Source organism: Streptomyces purpureus (assembly GCF_014648195.1).
Taxonomy (GTDB): domain Bacteria; phylum Actinomycetota; class Actinomycetes; order Streptomycetales; family Streptomycetaceae; genus Streptomyces; species Streptomyces purpureus.
In genome coordinates this window covers 190526-201404 of record NZ_BMQQ01000013.1, presented here as the reverse complement: position 1 = coordinate 201404, position 10879 = coordinate 190526, and the positions used below count along the sequence as shown (strand labels likewise).

The following is a 10879-nucleotide window of genomic DNA, read 5'->3' as shown; positions in this document are numbered from 1 at the left end:
TCCTGCCACGGCTCCGGCCCGGCCGCGAGGGGCCGGCGGGGAGGCCGTCTGCCGGGACGGGTTCGTGCTGTCACGCGCGCGTCCCGCCACGGCTCCGGCCCGACCGTAACGCCACACGCGCGCGTGCCGGGGCCGGGCCGACGCTTGTCCGCGCGGGGGCATGGCCGGGGCGCCCGTCGTTGACGGCACGCCCGGCGCGGGTCGCGGCCCGCACGCGTACCCGACCCGGATCTGGCTCCCGGCCTAGGGCCGTAACGCCACGCGCGTGTGGCGTCGCCGGCTCGGCTCGCTGGAGGCGGTATCGCCGCGGCGGACCCGGCCCGGGCCGGCTGCCAGCCGCGTCCGTGGCCCAGCGGCACGCCGCACCGGTGCCGGTCGACCACGCGCGCGTGCCGGGGCCGGGCCGGTGCCGGTCCGTGCGAGGCGCAGCCGGGACACCGTCAGTGCTCGGCACGCCTGGGGGCCGGGCCGCTCGGGGCCCGGCCGGGGGCGTACCCGTACCCGCGTACCCGTCACGGATCCGGCCCCCCGGCCCGCACCCAGACGCCACACCCCCGCCGCCGCCTCGCCCCGTCAGGGTTTCGGGAAGGGGCGGGGTGGGGGACGCAAAGGTCCCGTCACCCACCCCCGCGCTGCCCGCCGTAGGGCCTCGCGCGGGGTGCGGGGACCAAAGGTCCCGTCATCCACCCTCCCGCCGCCCCCCGTACGGCCTCGATCCCTGCATCGCCAGGACCACCAGCCCCACCCCCAGCCACACCACGCCCACCACCTGCGCCGACACCGACGCCTCGACGATCACGGCGATGAGGATCGCCGCGCCGACCAGCGGGAGCGTCACGTGGCGGAGCCAGTGCGGCGGCCCCTCCATGCGGCGGATCGCGAACCAGCCCACCACGCTCGCGTGGAGCATGATGAACGCCGTCAGCGCCCCGATGTCCACCACCGACACCAGGTGGTCCATCCCGTCGTCCTGCCGCGCCGCCCACACCGCCGCGACCATGGTCACCGCCGCCGCGCACAGCAACGCCACCCGTGGCACGCCGGCGTCCGTACGGGCCAGTGCGTGCGGCAGGCGACGGTCGCGGGCCATCGCGAACAGCAGCCGCCCCGCCGCCGCCTGCCCCGCCAGCGCCGCGAACGCCGCCCCGATCGCCTTGCTGACGGCCACCAGATCGTGCAGCCATCCCCCGACCGACACGTCGACGGCGTCGTAGAAGGCGGAACCCTGCTTCGCAGGCTCCGCGGCGAGCTCCGCCGACGACACCGGCGCCAGTAGCGCCACCAGATACGTCTGCGCCATGAACAGCACCCCCGCGAGCCCCAGGCAGAACAGCACCGCCCGCGCTACCTTCCGCGACCCGCCGGTGACCTCCTCCGCGAAAGAGGCGATGGCGTCGAAACCGAGGTAGGACAGCACGGCGATGGACACCGCCCCCAGCACCGCACTCAGCGAGAACGCCATGTCCCCGCCGAGCGGCGACCACCAGTCCCGCCGCGTCCCGTCCCGTACGAGCACCACCACCGCCGCGACCACGAAGACCAGCAGCACCACGATCTCCATCGCCAGAACGGCGAAGCCGACCCGCGCCGCCGCCCGTACGCCCCACAGGTTGAGCAGCGTCGTGACCACGACCGCGATCCCGGTCCACACCCACCGGTCGATCCCCGGAACCAGCGCCTCCATCGCGATCCCGGAGAAGAGGTAGGCGACCGCCGGGATCAGCATGTAGTCGAGCATCGCCATCCACCCGGCGATGAACCCCGGCCCTTCGCCGAGCCCCTTGCGCGCGTACGTGAAGACCGACCCGGCCAGCGGCGCCACCCGGACCATCTGGGCGTAACTGAATGCGGTGAACGCCATCGCCACCGTCGCGACGAGATAGACCAGCGCGACCGCCCCGTGCGACTTCGCGTCGAGCGTCCCGAAGACACCGACCGGCGCCATGGGCGCGATGAAAAGCAGGCCGTAGACGACAAGATCACGGAAGCCGAGAGTCCGCCGCAGGCTTTCGTGCGGCGAGGTGTCCTGTGCGCCGGTGCCGGTCATGGCGCCCAGTCTCGACCACCGAGCCGATCATTCCCGTGTGCGGCGCGGCCTTACGATGGGACGCATGACTGCTACGTCCCGCCCGAAGCGTGTCCTGCTCGCCGCTCCCCGTGGCTACTGCGCGGGCGTCGACCGTGCCGTGATCGCCGTGGAGAAGGCCCTGGAGCAGTACGGGGCGCCGATCTACGTACGCCACGAGATCGTCCACAACAAGTACGTCGTGCAGACCCTGGAGAAGAAGGGCGCGATCTTCGTCGACCAGGCGACCGAGGTGCCCCCGGGCAACATCGTGATGTTCTCGGCGCACGGCGTGGCCCCCTCGGTCCACAAGGAGGCCGCCGACGGCAAGCTGGCCACCATCGACGCCACCTGCCCGCTGGTCACCAAGGTCCACAAGGAGGCCGTGCGGTTCGCGAAGGAGGACTTCGACATCCTCCTGATCGGCCACGAGGGCCACGAGGAGGTCATCGGCACCTCCGGCGAGGCCCCGGACCACATCACGCTGGTCGACGGCCCCGAGGACGTCGCGAACGTGACGGTGCGGGACGAGTCGAAGGTCGTCTGGCTCTCGCAGACCACGCTCTCCGTCGACGAGACGATGGAGACCGTGGACGCGCTGAAGGAGAAGTTCCCGCAGCTCATCTCCCCGCCCTCGGACGACATCTGCTACGCCACCCAGAACCGCCAGATCGCGATCAAGGAGCTGGCCGGGCAGGCCGAGCTCGTGATCGTGGTGGGCTCGAAGAACTCCTCGAACTCGATCCGCATGGTCGAGGTCGCCAAGCAGGCCGGCGCCCCCGACGCGCACCTGGTCGACTTCGCCAGCGAGATCGACGAGGCCTGGCTGGAGGGCGTCACGACCGTCGGACTGTCCTCGGGCGCCTCGGTGCCGGACGTCCTGGTCGAGGAGGTCCTCGAGTGGCTCTCCGCGCGCGGCTACGGCGACGTGGAGATCGTCAAGACGGCCGACGAGTCGCTGACCTTCTCGCTGCCGAAGGAGCTCCGCCGCGACCTGCGCGCCGAGGCGGCCGAGCTCGTCAAGGAATAGCGGCGAGCCGAGGAAGAGGCGTCACTGTCAGCGCCTGCCCGTAACGTTGTGTCCATGAACGTCTTCGGAGTGGACATCGGCGGATCGGGGATCAAAGGCGCCCCGGTGGATCTGGAGCGCGGAGATCTGGCCGAGCCGCGTCACAAGGTACTGACCCCGCAGCCCGCGACACCCGACGGTGTCGCGGGCTGCGTCGCGCAGGTCCTGGAGCACTTCGGCTGGTCGGGCCCGGTCGGGGTGACGTTCCCCGGAGTGGTCACCGGCTCCACGGTCCGTACGGCGGCCAATGTGTCCAGGGACTGGATCGACGTGGACGCCGGCGCGCTGCTGGGCGAGCGGCTGGGCGGGCTGCCGGTGACGGTCCTCAACGACGCGGACGCGGCGGGCGTCGCGGAGATGACCTTCGGCGCGGGCCGGGGGCGCAAGGGCACGGTCATGCTACTGACGTTCGGTACGGGCATCGGCAGCGCGCTCTTCACCGACGGGCGGCTGGTGCCCAACACGGAGCTGGGCCATCTGGAGCTGAAGGGCCACGAGGCGGAGAAGCGGGCCTCCACGAAGATCAAGGACGACGAGGGCCTGAGCTGGGAGCACTGGGCGCGGCGGGTCCAGAAGTATCTGGCTCATCTGGAGATGCTGTTCTCGCCGGAGCTGTTCATCGTCGGCGGCGGGGTGAGCCGCAAGGCGGACAAGTTCCTGCCGTTGATCGAGGGGATCAGGGCGGAGATCGTCCCGGCGCAGCTTGAGAACAACGCGGGGATCGTGGGAGCGGCGATGGCGGCGGCAGGGCGGGGCGGGTACGAGGAAGGCTAGGGGGCGATCCGGCGGGCGGCCGGGCCGGTACGGGGTGGGGCCGGGGTCCGCTGACGGCGCCCCATCAGCCGCACCTTCCGTACGGAGGAGATGAGCCCGGCCACGAGCGTGCCGCCGTAGAGCCACCCGGCGTGCACGGCGAGCGCGGTCACGACCGCCATCGTCTGGGTACCAAAACCGCCCGAGCCACCCGAGATGGGCACGACGCCGACGGCGAAGGCGATGGGCACGCTGATCGGCGCGGTGACCAGGTCGGCGGAGCGCACCCAGAGCGCGGTCAGGGCGCTGACCGGCAGGAACAGCAGTCCGTACACGACGGCGGAGCCGTCCAGGAGGAGCCAGTCCAGGCAGCCGAGCAGCAGCATCGAGGCGCAGGCGAAGAGCCCGGCGCCGAGGCCGGTGAGCCGGGGGCTCGGGAACCGGCGCAGCGCGTGGACGACCGGCGGGACGGGCCGGCCGGGCGGCCCGGGCCTGCCGGGGCGCGGGGAAGGGGGCGCGGCCGGATAGACGGCGGCGCCTTCCGCGAGGGCGCCGGCCGGCGGAAGAGGGGGCTGCGGCCGCGGCCGGCGCCCGGGGTGATGTGTCCTGTGCTGCTCCACTTGGACAACGTAGGTCCGCAAGGCCCCGAAAACCGGCACAGGACACGCGCTTTGGCCGACCTTGCCGGTGACTTCGACCGGTACAGCACGCGGGCGCAGCCGGTGCACCCTCGACACGCCCGTAAACTGGTGGATCGGCCCCCCATTCCCACTGCAGGAAGTCGCCAACGTGTCGCTCACGATCGGAATCGTCGGTCTGCCGAATGTCGGCAAGTCGACCCTGTTCAACGCCCTGACCAAGAACGACGTGCTGGCGGCCAACTACCCGTTCGCCACCATCGAGCCGAACGTCGGCGTCGTCGGTGTCCCGGACGCCCGCCTGACCAAGCTGGCCGAGATCTTCAGCTCGCAGCGGGTCCTGCCGGCGACGGTCGACTTCGTCGACATCGCGGGCATCGTGCGCGGCGCCTCGGAGGGCGAGGGCCTGGGCAACAAGTTCCTGGCGAACATCCGCGAGTCGGACGCGATCTGCCAGGTCATCCGTGCCTTCAGGGACGAGAACGTCGTGCACGTGGACGGCAAGGTCTCGCCCAAGGACGACATCGAGACGATCAACACCGAGCTGATCCTCGCGGACCTCCAGACGATCGAGAAGGTCCTGCCGCGCCTCCAGAAGGAGATGCGGATCAAGAAGGACACGGCGCCGAAGGTCGCGGCGGTCGAAGCGGCGAAGGAAATCCTGGAGCGCGGCGACACCCTCTTCTCCCAGGGCATCGTCCAGGGCTCCGAGAAGGCCGAGCTCCTGCACGACCTGCACCTGCTGACGACGAAGCCGTTCCTCTACGTCTTCAACGTCGACGAGGACGAGCTGACGGACGAGTCCTTCAAGGACGAGCAGCGCGCCCTGGTGGCCCCGGCCGAGGCGATCTTCCTCAACGCCAAGCTGGAGCAGGACCTCGCGGAGCTGGACGAGGAGGACGCCATGGAGCTCCTCCAGTCGGTCGGCGCGGAAGAGCCGGGCCTCGCGACCCTGGCCCGCGTGGGCTTCGACACCCTCGGCCTGCAGACCTACCTGACGGCGGGCCCGAAGGAGTCCCGCGCCTGGACGATCAAGAAGGGCGCGACGGCCCCCGAGGCGGCCGGTGTGATCCACACCGACTTCCAGAAGGGCTTCATCAAGGCCGAGGTCATCTCCTTCGCAGACCTGGTCGAAACGGGCTCGGTCGCCGAGGCCCGCGCGAAGGGCAAGGCCCGCATGGAGGGCAAGGAGTACGTGATGCAGGACGGCGACGTGGTGGAGTTCCGCTTCAACGTGTAATACGTTCGGCAAAAGGCCGTCTGACCTGCGGCGGAGTGGGTCGGGCGGCCTTTGCGGTCCGCACGGAGTCCGCAGCGTGCTGGATGAGTCCGGCACGCGGGGGAGCGGTTACGCCGCTTCGTCGACCTGCGGCTGGGCATCTGCGGACTGGTCCGCGTACGCCTTGTCGACGGCGGCCCGGGTCCGTTCCTCGGAGTCGGGCCACAGGTGGGTGTAGATGTTCAGCGTCATGGCCGCGTTGGTGTGGCCGAGGCGCTCGGAGACCGTCGTCACGGACTCGCCGTGCTTGATCAGCAGGCTGGCGTAGTGGTGCGAGGTCGAGCAGGCCGGGGCCGGTGAAGGCGCGGGCGAAGTCGAGCAGCCGCCAGCCGCGTTCGCCGATGTGGAGGCTGGTGGGGTGGAACTCGGAGTGCACCCAGCCGAACGGTTCCAGCGTCGCTCCGGCCGAGCGGGCCTCGGCGGCCTGGGCGATACGGCCGAGCGCGTCCTCGACGTCGTCGGCGTCCTGCCACCGGTCGGCCTTGCGCAGCCGTTCGAGGTGTTCCAGCGCCCGAGCCGGAAGTGCGCGCAAGCGCTCCTGGCCGAGGACGGGCAAGGGCGGAGCCGTACGGGTGCCGTGCAGGATCACGGCAGCGGCGACGCCGTCGAGGTCGTCGGCCTCGCGGACGGAGAGTCCGAGGTCCTCCATGAGCATGCCGAGCCAGCCGTCCAGGCCGGCGGAGGCGTGGACCTGGGGGACGGGGTACGCCGAGGGTGTGGGCCAGGCGGAGAGCCTGGTCCTCGCTGTCGAAGGGCTTCTTGGCGTACTTGAAGATGGCCGTGGAGCCGTCGGGGAAGGTGACCCGCTCGACGCCGGACATGGACCACACGCGCACCTCCTCCCGTACGGCGGTGGTCTTGCCGGTCGAGGTGAGCAGGTTGTCGAGGAGTTCGGCGCTGGGGTTCGTGGTCACGGGAGGGCTCCTGGGAATGGTGGCGTCCGGGGCGGGCGAGAGACGTCGGCCCGCCCCGGAGCCTGATCGGGTGGGTTACGCGGCGGGGTTCACGCGGTGGGCATAGACCTGCTCGATCCAGCCCGCCTTGAACGCGGCGAGGTCGTCGCGGAAGTTGGCCATCGAGGCACCGTAGGGCGCGACGACGCCGCCGGTCTGGTCCGGCACGGACTGGCAGCCGTGTACGAGCCGGCCACCGAGCGCGGTGTGGGCCTTGATGGACTCGATCCGGCGGTGCTCGTTGAACCAGCCGCTGTGGTAGACCTCGTCGAGCATCCCGCCCATCTCGTCGTCCAGGTCGAAGACGACGGAGGTGGCGGCGGGGAAGAACCAGCACGGGCCGACGTTGGAGATGTGCCCGTCCAGCTCGACCTTGTTGAGCGCCATGAGCGTGGCGGCCTCGCGGAGCATCCGCAGGTGGTCGGCGGTGATCTGCGGCAGGCCGAGGCCAGGTGCTCGTCGCGGAAGAGGTACGCGTACACCTCGTACGCGGTGACCAGAACGCGGGCCGCGTCGGAGGTCGACTCGCTGTGCTGCTTGATGAAGTCGAGCGCGAGCTGCTCGACCGCGCTCTCGGTCGTCTCGTCCACGTTCAGGAGCTGGGACTTGACCAGCTCCCAGTCGGCGACGAGCCAGGTGTTCGACTCGAAGCGGAAGAAGTACTCGGCCGGGTCGATCGTGATGCGCCGGCCGTCGACCTGGATGCCGGGCAGGCGGTTCCAGCGCGGGTCGAATGCCTCGGGCAGCTCGACCGTGATGGGCGTGGTGTCGATGGTGGTCACCGTGTCTCCGTCTCTGGTCGGCCGGGTTCGGGCATAGGAATGCCCGAGCCCGGTGTGGGTGTACGGAACTTCGGGGTGCCGCCCGGACCAAGGGGGATCCTGGATCACGGTCGCGCCGTTCCGGGCGGCTGCTGATAAGTGAACCGGTGGTCACGCTCAGTGGGTACCGTGGAAGGAAGTTGAAGCGGTATACGCGGTTTACAGCTCCAGGGCGGAAGCGATCGTGGCGGCGCAGAGAGATCCCAACTCCCGTCTGCGCGACGCCATCGCGGCGGTCGACTGCACCTACGAGGCCCTCGCCAGAGACGTGCGGCGCATCGCCGCCGAGAACGGCGAGATCCTCCAGACCAACAAGTCGGCCATCTCGCACTGGGTGAACGGCACCCGCGCCCCGTCGGGCCGGGTAGGTCAGTACCTGGCCGAGGCACTGTCCCGCCGAGCGGAGCGCACGGTCACCCAGACCGAGATCGGCCTCCAGGCCAGCGATGACGAAGCGCCCGCGGAATCCGACCCTGTCCTCGCGGTCACCGACCTGGGCCGCGCCGATGTCGAGCGCCGCCGCTTCCTCGCCATCGCGGCCTTCACCACCGCCGGCGTCGCCATGCCGCTCGGCTACGACCACGAAGCCACCGCCCGCATGCTCCGCGCCCGCACCGGCACGTCCCTGATCGGCGCGGAGGACGTGGACGTCGTACGCCAGATCACCGCGGCCTTCAGCGCAGCCGACGAGCGCCTCGGCGGCGGCCACGGCCTGACCACCGTCACCGCGTACCTCGCCGACACCGCCGCCCCCATGCTGCGCGGACGCTTCCCCAGCGAAGCCTTGCGCCGGGCCACCTTCGGCGCCGTCGCCGAACTCGCCTACCTCGCAGGCTGGAAATACCACGACCTCGGCCAGGAAGGCGCCGCCCAGCGCTACTACCAGGTCGGCTACAAGCTCGCCTGCGAAGCCGACCCCCACGGCCACGCCGCCTGGATGATGCGCGCCCTCGCCCACCAGGCCCTGAGCCTCAAGCAGCCCCACCACTGCGTCGACCTCGTCGAAGGCGCCCTCCGGCGCGGCCTCGGCCACGTCGACGGCCAGACCGAGGCCCTCCTCCACATCACCCACGCCCGCGCCTACGCCGCCACCGACGAGAATCCGTCGGCCGCACGCGCCCTGCTCGCCGCCGAGGACGCCCTCCTACGGGACGACGACCTCCAACCCAGCTACTCCCGCGTCAGTGGCCCCGCCGCCGGCACCGTGGCCAGCCACACCGCCCGCACCCTGACCGACCTGGCCGACCACATCGGCACCGAACAGCAGCACCGCGACGCCCTCACCCGATGGGACCCCGAGAAGTACAAGCGCGTCCACGCCCTCACCCACGCCGACCTCGGCGACAGCCTCGCCGCCCAGGCCCGCGCCGACGAAGCCGTCGCCGCCTGGACCCAAGCCCTGGTCCTCATGGAAGGCATGACCTCCGACCGCACCCGCAAGGCGATCACCTCGATCCGCTCCACCCTCGCGGTCTACCAGCGGCGCAAAGTGCCCGGCGCCGCCGATCTCGCTCGCCGCGCCCGCGAAGCCCTCGCCTAACATGCCCAACAACCCGCCCGACGAAGGGAACACCGTGGCCCAGCAGACCGACGACCGCTCCCAAGCCCTCAAGCCGGCGCTCGAATCAATGACCCTGCTGGTCGCGGCCGTCATTGTCCACGACAAGGCCACCAACCGTGTCGTCCTCCTCCAGCGTAGCGAGAACGCGAAGTTCGCCCAGGGCATGTGGGACCTCCCGGTCGGCAAGAGCGAGCCGGGCGAGCCGATCACCGAGACGGCCGTCCGCGAGCTCTACGAGGAGACCGGCCTCACGGTGAAGCCCGAGTCCCTCAAGGTCGCCCACATCATCCATGGCGCTTGGGGCGTCGAAGCCCCCAACGGCTTCCTCACCGTCGTCTTTGCAGCCCATGAATGGACCGGCGAACCCGAGAACCGCGAACCCCGCAAACATTCCCGCGTCTGCTGGGTCGACGGCGGCGCCATTCCCGATGCCTTCGTCGACACCACTGCCAGCGCTCTCCATCAGTACCTGCACGGCAGTTCTCAGGTGTCACTTGACGGGTGGCGTTAGTTGCGCACCCTGAGTTTGGGCGCAGGGCCTTCCGTCGACTCTGGCTTGACGGCGACGGACTGTTTCGGCTATTCGCCCGGGAACATCGTGGCTGGAAAGTAGCAGCTTCCGGTCTCATTTGCGTGACGCTTCTTGCGTCGCAAAAGTTCGTCGAGCGTGAGACGCCCGTCGAGAACGTAGAAGAAATCGAGCCCCTCCATCGTCAGGAACGGCGTACTCTCCCTGTACGCTTCTCGGGCTCCGCTAGTGAATCCATTTACGCTGATAAAGATTCCAAGCGAATTTTTCCCCTTCCGCCTCACCTTTTCATTGAAGCTGTAGAGGTGGTGGGGCTGGATCGCCTCCTGCCACCACTTGGCTTCAACGATGTAGTCGTCCGTGTCGAAGGTGAGCGAGCCGTCGATTTGCTCGTACTCCAGGCTGTATGAGAGGCGCGGTTCCATGTCGAACAGCCTGAAGACGTCATTCAGGAATGGCTCGAATAGTCTGCCTGCCTTTTGGCGATTATCCATGCGCTCCAGTTCGAGGAAGCGTTCTTTAAGGGCGGCAAGCTTAGCTTCAAAGCCATGCTGCGCCTCCACTACAGCCCGGTACGTGAGAAGCTCATCATCGAACTGCGACTGTTGCTCGTGGGCAACGCGCTGGCGGTCCATCAGCCCCCTGAGCTGGTCGACTGCTTCCCTTGCTTCGGCGATCAGTGATTCGGCGCTCTCGTGCCGTTTCAGTGCAGGGAAGCTCGTCAGTTGAGAAACCTCCGCCATCATCCGAAGTGAAAGGTCGCGGTATTTGCGCTCATTTGCCATCAACCGGTCCACGAACTCATCTGCGGTGGCCCATTTGTAGCCGCTGAAGTCCATGTGGACCAGCAGTGAAGGGTGGTCCGTGGCCCACAAGCGGATGAATCGTTCGAGGTCACGCTTGTACCAGAAGATCGACTTAAGCGCGCCGGCCAGGGCCCCGTAGGCGGCTGGGCTGATCGGCTGCGCTGGTTTCGGCGTGCTCGTCATCCCTCGTCCGACCCCCCAGTCTCTGTGTGGGCTGCTAACGCCTGGTCAGATGATGCTACAGAGGGGAGTCGGGTGGTCACCTGCCTTCGCGTCGGATTGCTGCGTCCTGCGCGGTAGTGAGTCGGATGTCGTACTGCAGCTCACCGGCTACCTCTTCATGTGCCGCACTTGCGGCCGGTACATGGCGTGCGCGGACTTCAAGTAGCGGCAGTCCGGCAGCTG

Annotated in this window: 10 protein-coding genes and 2 pseudogenes; 6 read left to right on the top strand and 6 right to left on the bottom strand. The window is 69.4% G+C overall.

The annotated features are described in order from the left end of the window. Nucleotides 1-679 precede the first annotated feature (679 nt). A complete protein-coding gene (locus IEZ01_RS18690) occupies nucleotides 680-2047 on the bottom strand; it encodes an APC family permease (protein ID WP_019889131.1) in 1368 nt (455 codons plus the stop codon). Between the two features lie 55 nt (nucleotides 2048-2102). On the opposite strand from IEZ01_RS18690, the gene IEZ01_RS18685 reads away from it, so the two are divergent. Together IEZ01_RS18685 and ppgK are read left to right on the top strand one after the other, a co-directional pair. Then, nucleotides 2103-3095 (top strand): 4-hydroxy-3-methylbut-2-enyl diphosphate reductase, encoded by a 993-nt coding sequence (locus tag IEZ01_RS18685; RefSeq protein ID WP_189202660.1) that lies wholly within the window; start codon nucleotides 2103-2105, stop codon nucleotides 3093-3095. A 54-nt stretch (nucleotides 3096-3149) separates the two neighbouring features. After that, nucleotides 3150-3908 carry a polyphosphate--glucose phosphotransferase gene (ppgK, locus tag IEZ01_RS18680; RefSeq protein WP_028797924.1) on the top strand — a complete coding sequence of 253 codons (759 nt, stop codon included), beginning with the start codon at nucleotides 3150-3152 and terminating at the stop codon, nucleotides 3906-3908. Here ppgK and IEZ01_RS18675 read toward each other — a convergent pair. Next, a complete protein-coding gene (locus IEZ01_RS18675; RefSeq protein ID WP_019889134.1) occupies nucleotides 3905-4507 on the bottom strand; it encodes a DUF6542 domain-containing protein in 603 nt (200 codons plus the stop codon). The two genes, ppgK and IEZ01_RS18675, sit on opposite strands and share 4 nt — an antisense overlap. A 169-nt stretch (nucleotides 4508-4676) precedes the next feature. Here IEZ01_RS18675 and ychF point away from each other — a divergent pair, with 169 nt between their 5' ends. Beyond that, the gene (ychF, locus tag IEZ01_RS18670; protein ID WP_019889135.1) at nucleotides 4677-5765 is read left to right on the top strand and encodes a redox-regulated ATPase YchF; all 1089 of its coding nucleotides are present in this window, start codon (nucleotides 4677-4679) and stop codon (nucleotides 5763-5765) included. 108 nt (nucleotides 5766-5873) lie between these two features. Here the strand turns inward: ychF and IEZ01_RS18665 are convergent, their stop codons facing one another. The 3 genes and pseudogenes from IEZ01_RS18665 to IEZ01_RS18660 form a co-directional block, all read right to left on the bottom strand. Next, complete coding sequence (locus IEZ01_RS18665) at nucleotides 5874-6038, bottom strand: hypothetical protein (RefSeq protein ID WP_019889136.1); 165 nt, start codon at nucleotides 6036-6038, stop codon at nucleotides 5874-5876. Beyond that, nucleotides 6037-6718 (bottom strand): annotated as a pseudogene (locus IEZ01_RS35045) (aminoglycoside phosphotransferase family protein); the annotation flags it as partial. The gene IEZ01_RS18665 and the pseudogene IEZ01_RS35045, both read right to left, overlap by 2 nt. Before the next feature lie 75 nt (nucleotides 6719-6793). Beyond that, nucleotides 6794-7461, bottom strand: a pseudogene (locus IEZ01_RS18660) (hypothetical protein). On the opposite strand from IEZ01_RS18660, the gene IEZ01_RS35040 reads away from it, so the two are divergent. The 3 genes from IEZ01_RS35040 (at nucleotide 7364) to IEZ01_RS18650 (ending at nucleotide 9650) form a co-directional block, all read left to right on the top strand. Continuing rightward, a complete protein-coding gene (locus tag IEZ01_RS35040; protein WP_229833054.1) occupies nucleotides 7364-7576 on the top strand; it encodes a hypothetical protein in 213 nt (70 codons plus the stop codon). The pseudogene IEZ01_RS18660 and the gene IEZ01_RS35040 overlap by 98 nt on opposite strands. A gap of 186 nt (nucleotides 7577-7762) precedes the next feature. Continuing rightward, a complete protein-coding gene (locus IEZ01_RS18655) occupies nucleotides 7763-9118 on the top strand; it encodes an NsdA family TPR-like regulatory protein (protein ID WP_019889140.1) in 1356 nt (451 codons plus the stop codon). A 1-nt stretch (nucleotide 9119) separates the two neighbouring features. Next, entirely contained in the window at nucleotides 9120-9650 is a 531-nt protein-coding gene (locus tag IEZ01_RS18650) for an NUDIX domain-containing protein (protein ID WP_019889142.1), read from the top strand. Nucleotides 9651-9718: 68 nt separating this feature from the next. Here the strand turns inward: IEZ01_RS18650 and IEZ01_RS18645 are convergent, their stop codons facing one another. Then, entirely contained in the window at nucleotides 9719-10657 is a 939-nt protein-coding gene (locus tag IEZ01_RS18645) for a restriction endonuclease (protein WP_019889143.1), read from the bottom strand. Nucleotides 10658-10879: the final 222 nt, after the last annotated feature.

Bases quoted from the DNA above. Each gene is read 5' to 3' on its own strand.
- IEZ01_RS18690 (WP_019889131.1), bottom strand. From the start codon at position 2,047: ATGACCGGCACCGGCGCACAGGACACCTCGCCGCACGAAAGCCTGCGG.
- IEZ01_RS18685 (WP_189202660.1), top strand. From the start codon at position 2,103: ATGGGACGCATGACTGCTACGTCCCGCCCGAAGCGTGTCCTGCTCGCC.
- ppgK (WP_028797924.1), top strand. From the start codon at position 3,150: ATGAACGTCTTCGGAGTGGACATCGGCGGATCGGGGATCAAAGGCGCC.
- IEZ01_RS18650 (WP_019889142.1), top strand. From the start codon at position 9,120: ATGCCCAACAACCCGCCCGACGAAGGGAACACCGTGGCCCAGCAGACC.
- IEZ01_RS18645 (WP_019889143.1), bottom strand. From the start codon at position 10,657: ATGACGAGCACGCCGAAACCAGCGCAGCCGATCAGCCCAGCCGCCTAC.